Genomic DNA, 18,797 nt, shown 5'->3' on the forward strand with positions numbered 1-18,797 from the left:
ATCTGTACACGAACCAATCAGTTCCACCGGTCACTGCCCCGAGCACCCACCGGCCGGTGGAGCCGTGGGGGGGGGGGGGGGGGCCGGGGGCCCCCCCCCCCCCCCCCCCCCCCCCCCCCCCCCCCCCCGGGCCCCCCCCCCCCGGTCCGCTCAGGACCAGGGCGCCGTCGGGTACCAGGGGATGATCTCGCGGCGGGCGAGCAGCCGCACGTCCCAGTAGAGGAAGGTGAAGGCGCCGGCGACGATGAAGGCGACCGCGGTCAGGGTCGCCAGGCGCGTCGGCCGGGCGCTGAACCAGCGTTGCAGGCGGGAGCCGGCGAGCCAGGCCAGCAGCAGGAACAGCACCGCCATGATGACGATGTTGCCGATCGACTGGAGGGTGAACGCGGCCGCCCCGTAGAGCGGGTTGCCGCTCTCGGCGGCGTCGCGGAACATCTGCCGGAACAGCGCGAACGGCCGTCCGATGAGGAAGCCCGCGATCAGCGCGCCCATGAAGACCATCGGCGCGTTGGGGTGCCGCCGGGCGATGCGGGCGAACGGGTCCGGCACCACGCCGAGCGCCGCCAGACCGAGATAGATCATGATGAGGCCGATCACGCCGAAGACCACCATCGACTGGATGCTGCGCGGCGACAGGGTGCCGGGCGTGTTGGCGACCGTGGAGAACTGGGGCATCGACGTGCCGACCAGGCCCACGATGGCGCCGTACGTGGCCGACACCGCGATCATGCCCACCGACATCCAGCCCAGCGGCTTCAACGGCTGGACGAACCGGCTGAACCTGCTGCCGGTGGTGCCGGTCAGCGGGGCGAGGGCGCCGAAGGCGGCGATGTTGCAGGCGGTGAACGTGCCCGCGATCCCGGAGACGAAGGCGAACAGGACGCCGGCCGTGATCCCCTGGATGGGGGTCTCCTTGGCGTCGTGGCCGAGCAGGGTGTTGGCGACGTTGTCGCCGATGGTCTGGTCCACGAACTCCGCCGACCAGACCACGGTCAGCAGGAAGCCGCCGAGGACGCTGAGCAGGATGATCAGCCCACGCCGCCGGGGGAAGTACCCGCTGACGAACGCGGACGTCCCGGCCCGCCCGGTGTCGGGCCGGATCCGGACGGCTGGGTCGGTTTGCTGGGGGGACCTCTGGGTCTGCGTCACGTGCGCTCCTCAGGGTGGGGGATGGAACCCGGACGCGACGCCGACGCCGGCGACGCCGCCCATGACCGGCGAACGGCGACCACCGGTCGACCTGGACGCGCCCGCCCGACCCCTCCTGCGAGCAGCGGATCGTGCGGGATCGATGTCCGCGTCTCATCATGGGGTAGCCGCCCTCGCCCCGGTTCTTCCAGCGTGCGCAGATCGCAGCCCGGTCCCGCGCAGCCCCGTGCGACGCCCAGCGCGGCCCGGTCCGCCGCCGGCTCGGCGTCTCCGCGGCCCTGTCGAGCTGATGTCGTAGACGATTCACCCGACGTCGCAGATCCGCGGGGGAGCGCCTCGTCGCCGGTGGACAGGCGGGCGGCGCCGTCCCGCCGCCGACACCGGCGCAGGTCGCGACGCCTATCCGGACCCCACGGCGGAGGGATGCCGCAGGTCGACGCCCGGCGCTTGGCGTGAGTCGTCTACGACATCAGCTCGACAGGACGCTCGGCGTCGTCAGGTGCTCCCGTGCCGGCAAGATCCGCGCGGCTCGGCCCGTCAGATGCTCCCGTGCCGGCAAGATCCGCGCGGCTCGACCCGTCAGGTGCTCCGTGCTGGCAAGATCCGCGCCGGCACCATGCGCGACGCGGTTCGTCGCCGAGGGCGGGGTCCGGACGTCAGCGCCCGTCAGGGGATGGGCCACTCGTGGACCGGCCGGTTGCTGTGCATGAGCGTCACGTAGTGCCGCACCACCTCGCGCAGCGCCTCCGGCCGGTCGAGGTGGTCGGTGGACTCCAGCCGGTGCAGCGTCTCCACCTGCCAGCTCGCGCCGTTGCGCCCGGTCAGGCAGCGCTGCTCGATGATTCCGAGCAGCCGGTCCCGTTCGCCCGGGTCCAGGCCCCACCGGTCCAGCCCGTGGTGGGCCAGCGGCAGCAGCCGGCGCAGCACCAGCTCGGTGACCGGAAGGTAGCCCAGGCCGGGCCAGAAGACCTGGGCGTCGATGCCGTGCCGGGCGCAGTTGGTAAAGTTCTCCTCGGCGGCGCTGAACGACATCTGCGACCACAGCGGCCGGTCGGCCTCGGCGAGCGCCCGGACCAGGCCGAAGTAGAAGGCGCCGTTGGCGACGGTGTCGAGCACGGTCGGCCCGGCAGGCAGCACCCGGTTCTCCACCCGCAGGTGCGGCCGCCCCTTGAGCACGTCGTAGACGGGCCGGTTCCACCGGTAGACGGTGCCGTTGTGCAGGCGCAGCTCGGCGAGCTTGGGCACCCCGCCGGCGGCGAGGGCCTCGGCCGGGTCCTCCGGATCGCAGACCGGCAGCAGTGCCGGGAAGTAGCGGACGTTCTCCTCGAACAGGTCGAACACGGTGGTGATCCAGCGTTCCCCGAACCAGACCCGGGGACGTACGCCCTGCGCCTTGATCTCCTCCGAGCGGGTGTCGGTCGCCTGCTGGAACAGCGGGATGCGGGTCTCCCGCCACAGCTCGCGGCCGAAGAACAGCGGCGCGTTGGCGCCGAGGGCGACCTGGATGCCGGCGATCGCCTGGGCGGCGTTCCAGTAGTCGGCGAACTGGGCGGGACTGACCTGGAGGTGGAACTGGGTGCTGGTGCAGGCCGCCTCCGGGGTGATCGTGTCGGCGGTGACGGCGAGCCGTTCCACGCCGTTGATCGCGATCCGCAGGTCCTCGCCCCGGGCCGCGAAGATCTGCTCGTTGAGCAGCTCGTAGCGGGGGTTGGCCGACAGTGTGGCCGCCGTCAGGTGCTCCGCCCGCAGCGTCGGCAGGATGCCGATCATCACCATGTGCGCGCCGATCGCGCGGGCCTTCTCCTCCGCGGCGTTCAGGCTGGCCCGCACGTGCTCCTCGAACTCGGCGGTGCCCGTGCCGGCGAGCCGGCGAGGCGCCACGTTGATCTCGACGTTGAACTGGCCCAGCTCCGTCTGGAAGCTCGGGTCGGCGACGGCGGCCAGCACGTCGGCGTTGCGCATGGCGGGCATCGAGTCGTTGTCGACCAGGTTGAGCTCGATCTCCAGCCCGGTCATCGGCCGGTCGACGTCGAACCGCGACTCGCGCAGCATCTCGGCGAACACGTCGAGGCAGCGGCGCACCTTCTCCCGGTAGCGGGCCCGATCCTCACGGCTGAAGGTCCGTACCCCGACTTCCTCGCCCATGGTCACCACCCTGTCACCGCTGGTCCCCCTAACCTGCCACGCCGCATCGGGGCCGGGGAAGACCTGACGTTTCTTCTCTACCCAGCCGCGCTCCCGGTGATCCCCGTCGCCCGCGCGCCGGTCGCCACCGGACGGGCCCGGGTTCAGGGCTAGCATTGCCGGCGGCGAGAGGTGGAGGAGTGCGGTGCGCGAAAAGGTGACCCGGCTGTTCGTGGTGGCGGCGATCGCCGAGGCGGTCTCCTGGGCCGCCCTGCTGGCCGGCATGGCGGTCAAGTACGGCCCGCCCGCGAACGAGCTGGGCGTACAGATCTTCGGGCCGATCCACGGCGGGCTGTTCATCGCGTACGGCGTGCTGGTGCTCGCGGTGGCCCGGCTGCGCCGGTGGAGCCTGCTGGCGACGGGGGTGGCCCTGGCCTGCGCCGTGCCGCCCTTCGCCACGCTGGCCTTCGAGCGCTGGGCGCGGCGGCGCGGCATGCTCGACGCCGCCCGCGAGCCCGCTCGCGAGGCCGCCCCGGTCGGCTGACCCGCCAGACCCGCCCGCCGCGTCCGGACGGGTCGGCTACCCGGCGAGGAAGGCGGACAGCTCGGCGGCGAGCTGCTCCGGCGCCTCCTCGGCCATGTGGTGACCCGACTCGATCGGCGCGGCCCGCACGTCGTCGGCCCAGTCCCGCCAGATCGCGGCGGGGTCGCCGTAGAGCTCCACCATGTCGTCGCGGGTCGACCACAGGAAGAGCACCGGGCAGGTGATCCGCCGACCGGCCGCGCGGTCGGCGTCGTCGGCCGCCCGGTCCGGGCCGAGGCCCGCCCGGTAGTCCTCGCACATGGCGTGCACCGTCGCCGGGTCGTGGATGGCCCGTCGGTAGTCGGCGTACGCCTCATCGCCCATCTGCGCGGGGGAGCCGCCGTACCAGGCGTCCGGGTCGGCGTTGATCACCCGCTCGGCGGGCTTGGCGAGCTGGCCCAGGAAGAACCAGTGCCACCACCGGGCGGCGAACCGGGCGTCGGCGCGGGCCAGGGCCTCCCCGATCGGCACCCCGTCGAGCACCCCGAGTCGGCTGACCCGTTCGGGGTGGTCCAGCGCGGTGCGCATCGCCACGTAGCAGCCCCGGTCGTGCCCCACCACCGCCGCGCGGTCGTGGCCGAGCGCGTCGAGCAGCGCCACCACGTCGCCGGCCATCGCCCGCTTCGAGTACGGGGCGTGGTCGGTGGTGCTCGGCGGCTTCGACGAACCGCCGTAGCCCCGCAGGTCCGGGCAGATGACGGTGTGCCGCTGGGCGAGCAGGGGCGCCACCCGGTGCCAGGTGGCGTGGGTGCGGGGATGGCCGTGCAGCAGCACCACCGGCGAGCCCGACCCGCCGTGACGCACCCGCAGGCGCACCGGGCCGAGGTCGATCTCGTCGAGCGTGAATCCGGCGAACATGGCGCCTGCCGTGCCCGGGCGTGCCGGGCGCGAAACGTCGGGTCCGCCGGGCCGTGGAACGTCGGATCCGGTGGGCGTCGGGTGTCAGGTCAGCGCCGACCAGAGCAGCACGGCCGCGACCAGCAGCGCGCCCAGGGCGGCCTGCAGCAGCAGCGGCGGGCCGAGGTGCGACCACAGGGTGGCGGTGCGCGGGGTGAGCAGCTGCCCGGTCGTCAGGTTCACGATCCGTTCGATCTTCGGGGGCAGGTCGGGGTCGCCCTGGCGGCGCAGCGTGAGCTGCACGTGGTCGGCGGGGTGCAGGGCGCTCTGCGGCAGGTGCCCGTGCAGCTCGACCTCGCACAGCTGCCCGGCGGAGTCGCGCAGCCGAACCGGGGTGACCAGGTATTCCGGGCCCTTCTTCAGCTCCTTGAACCGTCGACGGGTCGCGCCGGAGCCGGCGGAGAACAGGGAGCGCACCACCGCCGCCAGCAGCCCGGCCACCCCGGCCGCCGCCAGCACCGCCACCAGCACGGGCTGGCCGATCCGCACCTCGCGCGGATAGCCGTCGAGCAGGCGCACGATCCGCCCCGTGACGATCCGCTCCGTGGGGTGGACGATCCGCCGGATGTGCAGGTCACTGTCCATGGTCACCACCCAGAGTCCCGTTGTGTTCACTCATGGTATCGGTCGTCCGGGTTGAACGACGTGAATGAAACCTGGTCACGCATCCGTGGCGGTCAGGTGACATCCGCACCGGCGCGGGTAAGCGGGGGGCCGAGCTGGAAAGGGGTCGAGCATGCAGCTGTCCTTCCTGCGCCCGCTCTACGACCGGCCGGGGCCGTGGGTCTCGGTGTACCTGGACGCCTCCGCCAACACCGAGGACGCCCACCCGGCACTGGATCTGCGGTGGCGGGCCCTGCGCAACCAACTCCAGGAGCAGCGCGCCGACGTGGACACGATCGACGCGGTCGAAGGGGTCGTCCGCGGGCACGACCCGATGCCGGGCGACTACGGCCTGGCGATCTTCGGCGCCCGGGGCCGGGTGGTGCTCTCGGAGTACCTGTCCGCCCCGCCGCTGCGGGACCTGGCCGCGTACACCTCGCTGCCGCACGTCATGCCGCTGCTGGCGCAGCGTGGCGAGCAGGTGGCGTGGGTGCGGGTGCTGGCCGACCGGACCGGGGCCGACGCCATGGCGATCAGCGCGGGCGGCGTGCCGCGCCGCGCCCACGTGACCGGCCGGGAGGACTTCCAGCTGCGCCGGGTGCAGCCCGGCGGCTGGTCCCAGTCGAAGTACCAGAAGGCGGCCATGGAGGCGTGGCACCACAACGCGGGCGACGTCACGGCGGCGACCGTCGAGCTGGCCGAGAAGGTCGGCGCGGACGTGGTGGTGGTCGCCGGCGACGTGCGCGCTACCGGCATGATCGCCGCGCAGATGCCGGAGCGCTGGCAGGACGTCATGGTGCGCACCGACGCCGGCTCCCGGGCCGGCGGCGCCGACCAGACGCTGCTCGACGACCTCACCGTGCAGACCATCGCCGAGGTGGCCGACCAGCGGATCACCGCCGCGCTGGACCGGTTCGGCATGCAGGAGGACGTCGGCGCCGGGCTGGACGCCGTCGTCTCCGCCCTGCAACGCAACCAGGTCGACACCATGCTCATCGTCGACGACCCGTCGGCGACCGGACAGCTGTGGATCGGGCCGGAACCGACCGAGATCGCCACCGACCCGGGGCAGCTCGCCGCGATGTCGGTGCGCGACCCGGAGAGGGTACGCGCCGACGCGGCGCTCGTGCGGGCGCTGGTCGGCACCGACGCCGAGCTGACCGTGCTCGGCCCGGACGAGGCGCCGGAGCTCACCGACGGCGTCGGGGCGGTGCTGCGGTACGTCGACGCCGCCACGCCGGGGCGTGGCGATGCCTGAGCGGACGGTGGCCGACCTGGTGGTCGAGCGGCTGCGGGCCTGGCGGGTGCCGCGGGCCTTCGGCTATCCCGGGGAGGCCATCGCCCCGGTGGTCGAGGCGCTGGACGCCTCGGGCGGGGACCCGGCGTTCGTCCCGGCGCGGCACGAGGAGACCGCCTCCTTCATGGCCACCGGGCACGCCAAGTTCACCGGCGGCATCGGGGTCTGCCTGGCCACCCAGGGGCCGAGCGCCGTCCAGCTGCTCAACGGGCTCTACGACGCCAAGCTGGACAGCAAGCCGGTGGTGGCGATCGTCGGCGAGGACGTCTCCGGTCCGCTCGGCGGCGCCCACCAGGAGATCGGGCTGAGCCGGCTGTTCGGCGACGTGTGCAACCAGTTCGTCCGGTACGGCCGCACCCCCGCGGGAGTGCCGGCCCTGCTCGACCAGGCGTTCCGCACCGCCGCGGCGACCCGCAGCCCGGTCTGCGTGGTGCTGCCGCGCCAGTTGCAGGAGACGCCGGTGCCCGACCTGCAACCGCACACGGCCGGCGTGTTCGCGGCGACGCCGGGGGAGCCGCTGGCCCGGGTGCTGCCGCACGACGCCGACTTGGACGCCGCGGCCCAGTTGCTCGCCAACGGCCAGCGCACCGCGATCCTGGTCGGCCAGGGCGGCCGGGGCGCGGCGGAGGAGATCGTCGCCCTCGCCGACCGGCTCGGCGCCGGGCTGGCGGTCTCGCTGCTCGGCAAGCCGGTGCTCGACGAGCGGCTGCCCTTCCACACCGGCGTGCTCGGCGAGGTCGGCACCCCGGCCGCCGCCGAGCTGATGGGCGGCTGCGACACGCTGCTGCTGGTCGGCACGAACGACCCGTGGACCGACTACTTCCCGATGCCGGGTCAGGCCCGCACGGTGCAGATCGACATCGACGGCCGCCGGATCGGCACCCGCTACCCGGTGGACGTGCCCCTGGTGGGTGACGCCGAGGAGACGCTGCGGGCGTTGCTGGCCCTGGTGCCGGACCGGCCCAACGCGCGCTGGCGGGAGACCGTCGAGGGCTCGGTCGACCGGTGGCGCGCGGAGCGGGCCGACCGGGCGACCGCCCCCGCCGAGCCGATGAACCCGCAGCTCGTGGTGCAGGAGCTCTCCAGTCGGATGCCCCGGCGCGGGGCGGTCGCGGTGGACGTCGGCTCGGTCGTCTACTGGTACGCCCGGCACCTGGAACTGCCCCCCGGGGTGAACGCGCAGCTCTGCGGCACACTCGGCTCGATGGGCTGCGCCCTGCCGTACGCGGTGTCGGCCAAGCTCGCCGCCCCGGACGAGCCGGTGATCGCCCTGCTCGGCGACGGCGCCATGCAGCTCAACGGGCTGGCGGAGCTCATCACCGTGGCGCACCACTGGCAGGAGTGGCAGGACCCCCGGCTGGTGGTGCTGGTGCTCAACAACCGGGACCAGTCCGGGATGGGCGGGGGCCGTCCGCCGTCCACCGACCCGGTGCGCCGCCGCCCCGACGTGCCGTACGCCGGGTGGGCCCGCCTGCTCGGGCTGCACGGCGTGCGGGTCGACCGGCCGGAGCTGGTGGGGGCGGCCTGGGACGAGGCGCTCGCCGCCGACCGCCCCTGCGTGGTGGAGGCGGTGGTGGACCCGGCGGTACGACTGGCGCCTCCCGAGCCGGCGTTCGCGGACCTGCGGGGTGTCTTCGCCGAGGGCGACGCCGCCCGGCGGGTACGCGACCGGATGCTCGCCACCGGGGCGGCCGCGGAGGTCGACGATCTCGTTTAGCCGCCCGCGGGGCGGGCACTGAGGACCGGCAGTCAGACGCTGGAGGTCATCTTGTCCGAGCCCACCGATCGCCGGTACGGTCCGGCGCGCCTGCCGGAGCCCCGCGGGGCGGTCTCGGCGGCGCTGCTGCAGGCGCTGCGGCGGGCGCCGCACGACCTTCCGGCCGGGCTCGGCGCCGGGCTCGACCCGGCCGATCCGCTCACCGACGAGGACCTGCAACTCACCCTCTTCTGCTGCTACGAGCTGCACTACCGGGGCTGGCAGGGCGTCGACGAGGGCTGGGAGTGGCAGCCGTCCCTGCTCGCCCTGCGCTCGCAGGCCGAACGGGTCTTCGAGGCGGCGGTGCGGGCGCTGGTGGGGCCGTTGCCGGCGGTGCTGCCCGGCGGCGTGCCGGCGGCCCTGGCCGACGTGGTCGCCGCGGACGACGGGCCGTCGCTCGCCGGGCACCTGCAGCGGCGGGCGACGCTGGCGCAGTTCCGGGAGTTCGTCACCCACCGCTCGGTCTACCACCTGCGGGAGGCGGACCCGCACAGCTGGGCCCTGCCGCGCCTCGGTGGCCCGGCGAAGGCCGCCCTGGTCGAGATCCAGATGGACGAGTACGGCAACGGGCGGCTGGACCGGATGCACGCCGAGTTGTTCCGCGTCACCCTGGACCGCCTGGGGTTGGACACCGGCTACGCCGCGCACCTGGACGCGGTGCCGGCGGTCACCCTGGCCACCAACAACCTGATGTCGCTGTTCGGGCTGCACCGGCGGCTGCGCGGGGCGCTGCTGGGGCATCTCGCCGCGTACGAGATGACCTCGTCGCTGCCGAACCGCCGCTACGGCAACGGGCTGCGCCGCCTGGGCCTGGACGAGGTGGCCACCCGGTTCTACGACGAGCACGTGGAGGCCGACGCCGTGCACGAGCAGATCGCCGCGCACGACCTGTGCGGCGGCCTGGTGCGGGTGGAGCCGGGGCTGGCCCCGGACGTGCTCTTCGGCGCCGCCGCCGCGCTGGCGGTGGACCGGCTCTTCGCCGCGCACCTGCTCGACGCCTGGGCCGCCGGGCACAGCTCGCTGCGCCGGGTGGCCGGGCCGGCCCGGGTCACGCTGCGGGAGCGCCCGCGCGGCGGCGGGGTCGCCGCGTCGGTCTCCGCCGTGGCCTGACGCCCGCCTCCGCTCGGGGCGGGTCAGGACTCGCGGTCGGTGCCGGCGCGGAAGCCGATCGCCTTGTGCGTGCCGTCGCAGAACGGCTTGAGCGCGGACTTCCCGCAGCGGCACAGCGCCACCGTCCCCCGCCGCGCGTCGATGGTCTGCCCGTCCGGCGTGACCAGGGCGAAGTCGCCCCGGACCAGCAGCGGCCCGTCCTGGTACGGGGTGATGGTGGCCGCCGGGGCGGGAGTGTCGTCGTCTGCGCGCATGGGCGCTCATGTGCCCGCCCTTCCGGCGCCGAAACCCGCCCGCCCTCCGGCGCCGAAACCCCTGGTCGCGGCGCGAGGACGGCGGCAACCGCCCGGATCTTCTGATTACTCCCGACCGGTGGGGGATGCCCCGTTTGAACCCCATCGGGACGGGAAGCCGGGCCGCGTGGTGAGCGAACGAGGCAAGGTGGGGCCGGTGCACAAGGTGCGCGAGGGGCTCACGGCCGACGGTGCGGGGCTGGCGGGGGACCGGGTCGTGGCCGCCGGCAGCGCGGCCCGGGTCCTGGTGGCCGCCACCGCGCGGGCGCTGCGCGGGACCGACTGCGCCGACCTGGGACACCCGGGGCACCCGGGGCCGCTGTCGCGGTTCACCGGCGCGCCCGAGCCGGTCCGGCGGGCGGCGGTGGTGCGGGCGGCCGGCCGGGTGGCGCTCACGCCGGGGCAGACGGCCGAGGTCGACGCCGAGCGGGTCGCCCGCTGGTTCGCAGACCAGTACCCCCGGCGCCGCTACCCGGGGGTCCTGCTCGGCTCCCCGCACGGGTCCGCCGCGCACCTGGCGGCGGCGCTGGACGTGCCCTGGCTGCCCGCCGGGTTCGAGATGAGCGTGCACTGGGCGCAGGGCGCGGTGGACCGGCCGCAGGCCGCCCTGGACCACGGGGCGGCGCTGACCGCACGCCTGCTCGCCGGCAACCCCGGCCTGCACGTACGCCAGGTGCACTGCCCCGCCAGCCGGGGCGCGCTGGCCGGCGCCACGGTGTCGCTCGCGGCGCGGTGGCGGTCCCTGCCGGCGGCGTACGCGCGGTTCCTGGCCGAGCGGCTGGAGCCGGGCGCGGCGGTGCTGCTGCTGCGGGACGCCCGCACCTGGCCGGTGCTCGACTCCGCGCCCGGCCACAGCTTCCAGGTCGGCTGCCCGGGCAGCGGCCTGGACCCGGTGGACTTCCACCCGGACAGCCACGCCCTGCGTCAGGTGCTCCGCTCGGCCGGCGGGGACGGCGCGCACTGGCAGCCACCGGAGGTCTCCGCGCCGCCCGCCCCGGCCGAACACGGCGTGGAGCCCGGTTTCGAGGCGGACGCCCGGGAATGGACCGCGCGGCACCGGCACCCGCTGCACCGCGTGCTCGTCCCGCGCCCGGAGGCGCTCAGCGCCGCCACCGCCGACCTGTACCGGCGGTGGCTGCGCGCGGCCGGCAAGACCGGCAACCGGCTGGTGGTGGAGTGCGGGCGGCTGCTCGACCCGTGGCAGGTGGTGCGGGCCGGGATGGTGCCGTACTGGTGTGAGAATGCCACCCGGCGCAGCGTGGAGGGGGTGGAGTGGTGGCTCGCGGGCAGTGAGCCGTTCAGCTCGGTGGACGTGCTGCCCGAGCCGCCCGGCCTGCGGTCGCCGGCCCTGGCCGGGCTGCCGCAGTGGCTGGCTGTCGCCGGCTTCGGTCGCCGCCGGCGGGCGCTGGACCGCACCGCGGCGCGGGGCTACCCGGTCACCTCGGTGCCCACCCGCCGGGCCACGGAGGTGCTGCGGGCCCAGCCGTACGACCTGCCGACGCCGCCGCCGATGACCGTCGCCGAGGCGCTCGCGGCACTGCGCGACAGCGGCGCCCACCAGGGGTTGCTGGTCTGTTGAGCCAGCCCTGTCGAAACATCCTCGCGAACCCGGGATCCCGTGATTGAGTACCTACGGAGCGGGAACACCGCTGGCTGCGACGGCCTGATCACGCCGGTCCGGTGCGGCGTCGTCGCCCGCTGGCATCCCAGTCATGTGACCCACTTCCGGCCCGGTGCGTGGTGCGACCACGCGCGCGCACGACCGGTTTCCTGAATCCGGGCGGGGGACCTTCCTGAGGGAGGCGCGGATGTTCGGACAGAGCACCACAACCACACCACCTCCGACCGATCGGGGCCTGGAGGACCTGGACGCGGCCGCGCTGGCGTACGCGGCCCGGATCGAGGGCCTTCCGCCCGAACGGCGCCAGGAGGCGCGCGACGACCTGGTCAGGTTCGCCCTGCCGTTCGCCGGCCGGCTCGCCCGCCGGTACCGGGGGCGGGGGGAGCCGCTGGAGGACCTGGAGCAGGTCGCCCGCCTCGGCCTGGTCAACGCCGTCGACCGGTACGACCCGGAGCGGGGCTCGTTCACCGCGTACGCGGCGATCACCATCGTCGGCGAGATCAAGCGGCACTTCCGGGACCGCACCTGGGGGGTGCACGTGCCGCGCCGGCTGCGCGACCTGATCCTGGAGGTGGGGCAGGCCACGTCGGCGCTGACCAGCGAGCTGTCCCGGGCGCCGTCGGTCGCGGAGCTGGCGGAGCGGCTGGAGACGCCGGAGGCGGAGATCCTCGCCGCCCTCGAGTCGGCGGCCGGCTACAGCCCGGCCTCGCTCAACGCGCCGGTGGGCGGGGAGAGTTCGGCCGAGTTCGGTGACCTGGTCGGCGAGTCCGACAACGCGTTGGAGTCCGTCGACGACCGGGTGACGGTCAGCGGCCTGCTGCACCGGCTGCCCTGGCGGGAGCGGCGCATCCTGGCCATGCGCTTCTACGGCAACCAGACCCAGGCGGAGATCGCCGCCCGGTTCGGCATCTCCCAGATGCACGTCTCGCGGCTGCTGTCGCGGGCGCTCACCTGGCTGCGCCAGGCGATGCTCGCCGACGCCCCGCCGCCGTGGCAGAACGGCGCGGCGGAGTCGGACAGCACGAAGACCCGGATCTCGGTGAAGCAGAACGGCGACCGGGTGGTCGTCGAGGTCGGCGGGGAGGTCGACCGCGCCGGCGCGGACCAGCTGCGCCGGGCCATGCTGGAGGCGGTGACCGGCCAGCCCGCCGAGGTGGTGGTGGACCTGGACGCCGCTGGCGGCTTCGACGCCGGCGGCATCGCCGCACTGATGGCCGGCCGGGAGGCCGCCGCCCGCACCGGCGTGCCGCTGCGGCTGACCCGCGTCCAGCCCGCCGTGCGTCGCTCGCTCACCGCGGCCGGCCTGGCCTCGGCCCGCGAGGGCTGACCACGTCGGAAGGGCCGGCACCCGGGCGGGTGCCGGCCCTTCCCGCGTACGCCCGCTCAGTTCTCCGGGGTGTCGCCGGGCCCGCGCGGGTGCCGCCAGCGGTCGTTCTCCTGCGGCTCCCGCTGGGCGCCGAGCCGGGTCTCCTCCGGTTCGTCGGTCTGCTCGAAGCTGGGCCGGCGCACGTCCTCCGGCTCCGGCACGTCCACCGGCCGGGCGCCCGACTGCGCCGCCGGCTGGTACGCGGCCGCCTCCCGCGCGCCGTGCGCCCCCTCGGCGGCCGGCGACTCGGGCACGTGCTTCTCGCGGCGCAGTTCCTCGCGGAACTCCTGCGGCGGCTTGGTGGCGCGCTGGGGCAGGTCCCGGCCGAGGTCGGCGACCAGCGGGCCGTACTTGAGGTCGAAGGCGGGGCGCTCGGAGCGGATCCGGGGCATCCGGTCGAAGTTGCGCAGCGGCGGCGGGCAGGTGGTGGCCCACTCCAGGGAGTTGCCGAAGCCCCAGGGGTCGTCGACGTTGACCATCGCGCCGTAGCGCCAGGACTTCCAGGCGTTCCAGATGAAGAAGAGCGTGGACGCGCCGAGCACGAAAGCGGAGATGGTGGAGAACGTGTTCAGCGCCGTGAACCCGTCGGTCGGCAGGTAGTCGGCGTACCGGCGGGGCATGCCCTCGTTGCCCAGCCAGTGCTGCACGAGGAAGGTGCCGTGGAAGCCGAGGAACATGGTCCAGAAGTGGGCCTTGCCGATCCGGTCGTCCAGCAGCCGCCCGGTCATCTTCGGCCACCAGAAGTAGAAGCCGCCGAAGAGCGCGAAGACCACGGTGCCGAAGAGCACGTAGTGGAAGTGCCCGACGACGAAGTAGGTGTCATGGGTGTGCCAGTCGGCCGGCGGGCTGGCCAGCAGCACCCCGGTGAGGCCGCCGAAGAGGAAGGTGACGAGGAAGCCGATCGCGAACAGCATCGGCGTCTCGAAGGTGAGCTGTCCCTTCCACATGGTGCCGATCCAGTTGAAGAACTTCACCCCGGTGGGCACGGCGATCAGATAGCTCAGGATGCTGAAGAACGGCAGCAGCACCTGGCCGGTGGCGAACATGTGGTGCGCCCAGACGGTCATCGACAGGATGGTGATCGCGAGGGTGGCCAGCACCAGCCCGGTGTAGCCGAAGATCGGCTTTCGGGCGAAGACCGGGATGATCTCGGTGATGATGCCGAAGAACGGCAGCGCGATGATGTAGACCTCGGGGTGGCCGAAGAACCAGAACAGGTGCTGGTACAACATCGGCCCGTTGTTCTCGGGGGTGTAGACCTGCGCGTTGAGCAACCGGTCGGCCGACAGCGCGAGCAGCGCGGCGGCCAGCAGCGGGAAGACCAGGACCACCAGGAGGCTGGTGAGCAGCATGTTCCAGGTGAAGATCGGCATCCGGAACATGGTCATGCCGGGGGCCCGCAGGGTCAGGATCGTCGTGATCAGGTTGACCGCGCCGAGAATCGTGCCCAGCCCGGAGATGACCAGGCCGATCACCCACATGTTCGCGCCGACGCCCGGGGAGTGTTCCTGGCTGCTCAGCGGCGTGTACGCGGTCCAGCCAAAGTCGGCGGAGCCGCCCGGGGTGAGGAAGCCGCCGATCACCATCAGGCCGCCGAACAGGTACAGCCAGTAGGCGAGGGCGTTGAGCCGGGGGAACGACACGTCGGGCGCGCCGATCTGGATCGGCACGATGTAGTTGGCGAACCCGAACGCCGCCGGGGTGGCGAACAGCAGCAGCATCACCGCGCCGTGCGACGTGAACAGCTGGTTGTACTGCTCGGCGGAGAGGAGTTGCAGGCCGGGCCGGGCCAGCTCGGCCCGCATCAGCATGGCCTCGACCCCGGCGACCAGGAAGAAGCCGAACGAGGTGAGCAGGTAGAGCAGGCCGATCTGCTTGTGGTCGGTGGTGGCCAGGAACCGGATCAGGGTCCCGCCGGGGACCGGCTTGCGCAGCGGCCCGGGAAAGCCGCCGAAGCGTGCCGGTGCCAGGATCGCCGGTCCCCGGTCGCGTGGAGGTTCCGTGGTTACCCGCTTGGGCATGTGACTCTCACCCCGTCGTGACGACAGAAAGGACGGCGTGCCTACCCGCCCCTCTGCCCATGAAACCAGGCGACAGGGGCTATTCAGGTGAGAGCGGTAATTTCGGTCAATTGGCGGGCAGGGTCGCCCAGACGACCTTTCCGTCGCCGGCCGGCACGCTGCCCCAGCGCTGGGCGATCTCGCGGACGAGCATCAGTCCCCGGCCGCCCTCCGCCAGCAGGTCGGGGGAGCCGGCCCGGGCCGAGGTGCGGCACCCGTCCACCACCGTCAGGTGCAGGTACGGCCGGCGCAGGGTGACCGTCACCTGCATCGGGGTCCCGGCGTGCCGGACCACGTTGCCGACCAGTTCGGTGAGCACCAGCGAGGCCGGGCCGACCACCTGCGGCAGGTTCCACCGGGCGCACGCGTCCGCGACCAGCTCACGGGCCCGCCGGCACGCCCCCGCCACCGGTTCGAGCCGGGCCCGCAACCGCGGCGCCGCCGCCGCGTTCGCCGCCCGGGTCGCCTCGTCGCAGTCGCGGCGCACGGGCACCACCCGGCACGCCGTCGACTCCGCCAGCCAGGCCGCCGCCTCGGGGGGAGGGGCGCAGAGCACCACGGGCACCGCCGGCCAGCCGGCCGCCCGCCGGGCGGTGGCCGCGAAGACCGAGAGCGCGAGCCGGTCGTGGACGGTGACGTCGGTCAGGTCGACCACGAGGGCGTCGGGTTGGGCCGCCAGGCAGCCGTCCAGCACCGTGTGCACGGCGCGCATGGTGCCGAGGTCGAGGCCGCCGCGAAGCCGCACGACGGTCACGGGGGACGTGTCGCGCACCTCGCAGGTGATCCGGCTCGGCATGAGCGCCCTCGTTTCGCGTCGTCGGGAATCTGCGAACTACCCGGGCGCGCGGGGGGTCAAACGGCGACGACCGAGCGCCGCGACGGTGGTCACGGTCGCTCCGCCGTCGCCGGCGTCACCGCCGGGGCTGTCCCCGCGTGGTCAGCACCCCGAGCGCGATCATGCCGACGCCGAGGAACAGGTGCAGCCAGTTGTCGGCGTTGTTGACCGGGACAAAGTTGGCTCCGCTGTCGTGGTCGACCACCAGGCCGTAGAGCCAGAGGACCAGGTAGATCGCGCCACCGCCGATCAGGAACGTCCGGGCGCCGGAGATCGTCCTGGCCAGCGCCAGCCCCGCCACCCCGAAGAGCAGGTGGACGAGGTTGTGCAGCACCGAGACCTGGAAGAGGCCGAGCAGCTTGGCGTCGGACTCGTGCCCGGCGAACCGCAGGTCGCCGAAGTCGCTGGTGATGCCCGGCACGAAGCCGAGCACACCGACCAGGAGGAAGACCACCGCCACGACGGTGGCCGCCCGCCGCACGGGTGCCTTGCCGTCGGCCGGGTTGTGCCGGGCGCGGGAGCGCGCCATGGGACCGGTCACCGCGGTCTCCTCACTGTGCGGGAACGCTGAGCGGTCCGCGCCTTCCCGCTCGCCGTCCCGCCAAACCGCCGCGGGCCGATCTCCTTGCGCCGGTTTTGTCAGTGTCGTCGGGCCGGTCCCGCGCCCGGGGCGCGCAGCACGCCGGGGCCGGCCCGCCGTTGGCTGGCGGACCGGCCCCGGTCACGGAGCGCGGGTCGACCGGTGCGGTCGCGGAGGGTCAGACCGGTTGCAGCCGTGGGGCGGCGGCGAGCTGACGGACCCGCTCGTACAGCTGGACGTACCGCTGCGCCATGACGGCGGGGGTGAAGCGCGCGGCGGCCTCCCGCCGGCACTCGTCCGCGTCGAGGAGGCTGGCGGCCAGCAGCAGATCTGCCAGTTCCTCCTCGTCGGTGGTGAGCAGGCCGGTGCGGCCGTGCTCGATCAGCTCGGGCAGGCAGCCGCGCGCCGTCGCCACCACGGGCGTGCCCAGTGCCAGCGACTCGACCACCGCCGTGCCGCCCGGCTCCTCCCAGCGCAGCGGGAACAGCGAGGCGCGGGCGCCCGCCAGCAGGTCGTCGCGCTCCTGCCCGGCCACGGTGCCCACCCAGCGGACCAGGTCGCCGTCGACGTGCGGCGCCACCTCGTCGTAGAAGAACCGGACGTCCGGGTTCTGTCGCGCCTCGTCGCCGGCCGCGGCCAGGTCCTCCGGCCGGTGGTACGGCCCGACGGGCCCGGCGAGCACCAGCGGCACCCCCACCCGGTGCGCGAGCCGGGCCCCCAGGTCCTGCCCCTTGCCGGGGTTGATCCGGCCCAGGATGATCAGGTAGTCGCCCTTCTCCGCCCGGGGCCGCCGGTCGGCGTCGACGGCGAGCGGGGTGGCCAGGTGCACGTGCCCCACGGAGTGCTCCCGCAGCGCCCGGGGGGCCCGGGCCAGCTGCGAGGCCGAGACCCCGTTGACCCGGACCCGGTCGCCGCCGTCCAGGTTGCCGTAGAGCGCCGGGTGCTTGGCCAGGTCCCAGTGCAGCGTGTGCAGCGCCGGCGGGGCGTCCGGTCCCATGGCGGCGAGGGTCGCCAGGCCGACCGCCTCCACGTGGTCGTGCACCACGTCGATGTCGTCGCGGGAGTGCAGCGCCCGCACCACGCCGTTGAGGTGCGCCTGGGAGATGCCGCAGACCTGGTTGTACGGCCGTTGCAGGGCGTGGAACTGCCCGTCGGGGAAGACGGAGATCTTCTCGTCGACCGGGAGGGTGCTGCTGTCGACCGACGCGAGCACCACCCGCACGCCGAGGCGGCGCAGCTCCGGCACCAGCGTCGCGATCACGTTCTCGATGCCGCCGTAGCCGGGCGGCGGCACGGACAGCCACGGACCGGCGTTCATCAGGACGGTGAGACTCATCGGGCGGGATTCCTTCCCTCGGCGGGGCCCTCGGCCGTCCGCGACCGGTCACCTGCGCTCGGAAGCGGCCGGGCGCTCACGCCGCGGCCACCCGTCGGCGGGGGATCCGGTGCCGCAGCTCGGCCAGGGGCGGCCGCTCCTCGACGGAGACGTCGCTCACGACGATCTCCCGGTCCAGGTTCGGCAGCGCGTCGGAGCCGCCGCGGCGGAACTGGGTCAGCAGGGCGGCGGGCATCGCGCCCGGCGCCGCCCAGCCGCGCCGCTGCAACCGCGACCACGCGGTGAGCATGATCTGGGCCGACATCCGGCCCAGCGCGGCGGTGTCCTGGTGGCGGTGCTTGCGCTCGCCCAGGTCCACCTGGGCCAGTGCGTCCAGCCCGACCAGGTCGAGCAGGTCGATCAGCATCGCCGTCTCCACGCCGTAGCCGGAGACGAACGGCACCCGCTCCAGCACGTCGCGGCGGCCGGCGTACTCACCGGCGAGCGGCTGCACGAAGCCGGCCAGCTCCGGCCAGAACAGGTTGAGCATCGGCCGGGCCATCAGCTCCGTCACCCGGCCGCCGCCGTCGGCCTCCACACTGTTCGTCCCGACCAGCGGGCGGTGGTAGAAGCCCTTGACGAAGTCGACCGACGGGTCGGTCAGCAGCGGGCCGAGCAGCCCGGTCACGAAGTGCGGGCGGAACTCCCGAAGGTCGGCGTCGACGAACGCGACCACGTCGCCCTCGGCCGCCGCCAGCCCGGCCCAGAGCGCGTCGCCCTTGCCGGTCAGCCGGGGCAGCCCCCGGGTCATCGCGTCCTGGCTGACCACCTCGGCGCCGGCGGCACGGGCCACCTGCGCGGTGCGGTCGGTGGATCGGGAGTCCACCACGATCAGCTCGTCCACCAGGGCCACCCGGTCCATCAGGTGCTCCCGGATCGTCGACACGATCGCGCCGACCGTCGCCTCCTCGTTACGGGCCGGCAGGACCACGCTGACCCTGCTGTCCCCCTTGGCGCGCACCAGGCGCCGCGCCGGCCAGTCGGCGGCGGACGTGGTCCGGTAGGTGGCCCACGCCTCCACCACCGGTGAAACCATCGTTTCCGTGTTCCGCACAGGCACCCCCTGATCGTGGCGGAAAAACCCTCCCTGGTTTTCCCACTACCGCACTCGCGCTAACCGCACCATGCCTAACAGCTTGATCACGAAG

Annotated in this window: 16 protein-coding genes; 6 read left to right on the plus strand and 10 right to left on the minus strand. The window is 74.0% G+C overall.

What is annotated here, in order from left to right; genetic code table 11:
* Positions 1–150 precede the first annotated feature (150 nt).
* Positions 151–1,149, minus strand: coding sequence for a hypothetical protein (locus ACGF7U_RS16380; RefSeq protein ID WP_393107277.1), 999 nt, complete (start codon positions 1,147–1,149; stop codon positions 151–153).
* A 666-nt stretch (positions 1,150–1,815) separates the two neighbouring features.
* On the minus strand, positions 1,816–3,294 hold the full coding sequence (locus ACGF7U_RS16385; protein WP_393107279.1) for a glutamate--cysteine ligase: 1,479 nt from the start codon (positions 3,292–3,294) through the stop codon (positions 1,816–1,818).
* A gap of 184 nt (positions 3,295–3,478) precedes the next feature.
* On the opposite strand from ACGF7U_RS16385, the gene ACGF7U_RS16390 reads away from it, so the two are divergent.
* Complete coding sequence (locus ACGF7U_RS16390) at positions 3,479–3,817, plus strand: DUF3817 domain-containing protein (RefSeq protein ID WP_393107281.1); 339 nt, start codon at positions 3,479–3,481, stop codon at positions 3,815–3,817.
* 36 nt (positions 3,818–3,853) lie between these two features.
* Here the strand turns inward: ACGF7U_RS16390 and ACGF7U_RS16395 are convergent, their stop codons facing one another.
* Entirely contained in the window at positions 3,854–4,714 is an 861-nt protein-coding gene (locus ACGF7U_RS16395; RefSeq protein WP_393107283.1) for an alpha/beta fold hydrolase, read from the minus strand.
* Between the two features lie 84 nt (positions 4,715–4,798).
* Complete coding sequence (locus tag ACGF7U_RS16400) at positions 4,799–5,347, minus strand: hypothetical protein (protein ID WP_393107975.1); 549 nt, start codon at positions 5,345–5,347, stop codon at positions 4,799–4,801.
* A gap of 142 nt (positions 5,348–5,489) precedes the next feature.
* On the opposite strand from ACGF7U_RS16400, the gene ACGF7U_RS16405 reads away from it, so the two are divergent.
* The 3 genes from ACGF7U_RS16405 to ACGF7U_RS16415 are packed head-to-tail and all read left to right on the plus strand — an operon-like array spanning position 5,490 to position 9,519.
* Positions 5,490–6,614, plus strand: a complete 1,125-nt coding sequence (locus ACGF7U_RS16405; protein ID WP_393107285.1) for a Vms1/Ankzf1 family peptidyl-tRNA hydrolase — start codon at positions 5,490–5,492, stop codon at positions 6,612–6,614.
* Entirely contained in the window at positions 6,607–8,370 is a 1,764-nt protein-coding gene (locus ACGF7U_RS16410; protein WP_393107287.1) for a thiamine pyrophosphate-binding protein, read from the plus strand. The genes ACGF7U_RS16405 and ACGF7U_RS16410 overlap by 8 nt, the downstream gene beginning before the upstream one ends.
* 51 nt (positions 8,371–8,421) lie before the next feature.
* Positions 8,422–9,519 carry an iron-containing redox enzyme family protein gene (locus ACGF7U_RS16415; protein ID WP_393107290.1) on the plus strand — a complete coding sequence of 366 codons (1,098 nt, stop codon included), beginning with the start codon at positions 8,422–8,424 and terminating at the stop codon, positions 9,517–9,519.
* A gap of 23 nt (positions 9,520–9,542) precedes the next feature.
* Here ACGF7U_RS16415 and ACGF7U_RS16420 read toward each other — a convergent pair whose 3' ends face one another.
* Positions 9,543–9,773: a CDGSH iron-sulfur domain-containing protein gene (locus ACGF7U_RS16420; RefSeq protein ID WP_393107293.1), complete on the minus strand. Its 231-nt coding sequence runs from the start codon at positions 9,771–9,773 to the stop codon at positions 9,543–9,545.
* A gap of 205 nt (positions 9,774–9,978) precedes the next feature.
* Between ACGF7U_RS16420 and ACGF7U_RS16425 the strand changes: the two genes are divergently transcribed.
* Together ACGF7U_RS16425 and ACGF7U_RS16430 are read left to right on the plus strand one after the other, a co-directional pair.
* Positions 9,979–11,391: a hypothetical protein gene (locus ACGF7U_RS16425; protein WP_393107977.1), complete on the plus strand. Its 1,413-nt coding sequence runs from the start codon at positions 9,979–9,981 to the stop codon at positions 11,389–11,391.
* A gap of 229 nt (positions 11,392–11,620) precedes the next feature.
* Positions 11,621–12,760: a SigB/SigF/SigG family RNA polymerase sigma factor gene (locus ACGF7U_RS16430; protein WP_393107295.1), complete on the plus strand. Its 1,140-nt coding sequence runs from the start codon at positions 11,621–11,623 to the stop codon at positions 12,758–12,760.
* A gap of 56 nt (positions 12,761–12,816) precedes the next feature.
* On the opposite strand, the gene ctaD is transcribed toward ACGF7U_RS16430, so the two are convergent.
* From ctaD to ACGF7U_RS16455, 5 genes are all read right to left on the minus strand, one after another.
* Positions 12,817–14,820 (minus strand): cytochrome c oxidase subunit I, encoded by a 2,004-nt coding sequence (gene ctaD, locus ACGF7U_RS16435; RefSeq protein ID WP_393107298.1) that lies wholly within the window; start codon positions 14,818–14,820, stop codon positions 12,817–12,819.
* A gap of 106 nt (positions 14,821–14,926) precedes the next feature.
* Positions 14,927–15,655 carry an ATP-binding protein gene (locus tag ACGF7U_RS16440; protein ID WP_393107301.1) on the minus strand — a complete coding sequence of 243 codons (729 nt, stop codon included), beginning with the start codon at positions 15,653–15,655 and terminating at the stop codon, positions 14,927–14,929.
* Positions 15,656–15,770: 115 nt separating this feature from the next.
* A complete protein-coding gene (locus tag ACGF7U_RS16445) occupies positions 15,771–16,223 on the minus strand; it encodes a DUF4383 domain-containing protein (RefSeq protein ID WP_393107980.1) in 453 nt (150 codons plus the stop codon).
* A gap of 229 nt (positions 16,224–16,452) precedes the next feature.
* Complete coding sequence (locus ACGF7U_RS16450) at positions 16,453–17,610, minus strand: glycosyltransferase (RefSeq protein ID WP_393107303.1); 1,158 nt, start codon at positions 17,608–17,610, stop codon at positions 16,453–16,455.
* Positions 17,611–17,686: 76 nt separating this feature from the next.
* Positions 17,687–18,685, minus strand: a complete 999-nt coding sequence (locus tag ACGF7U_RS16455; RefSeq protein ID WP_393107305.1) for a glucosyl-3-phosphoglycerate synthase — start codon at positions 18,683–18,685, stop codon at positions 17,687–17,689.
* Positions 18,686–18,797 lie beyond the last annotated feature (112 nt).

The sequence above is a fragment of the Micromonospora sp. NPDC047670 genome, from assembly GCF_043204915.1.
In the GTDB taxonomy this organism is placed as follows: domain Bacteria; phylum Actinomycetota; class Actinomycetes; order Mycobacteriales; family Micromonosporaceae; genus Micromonospora.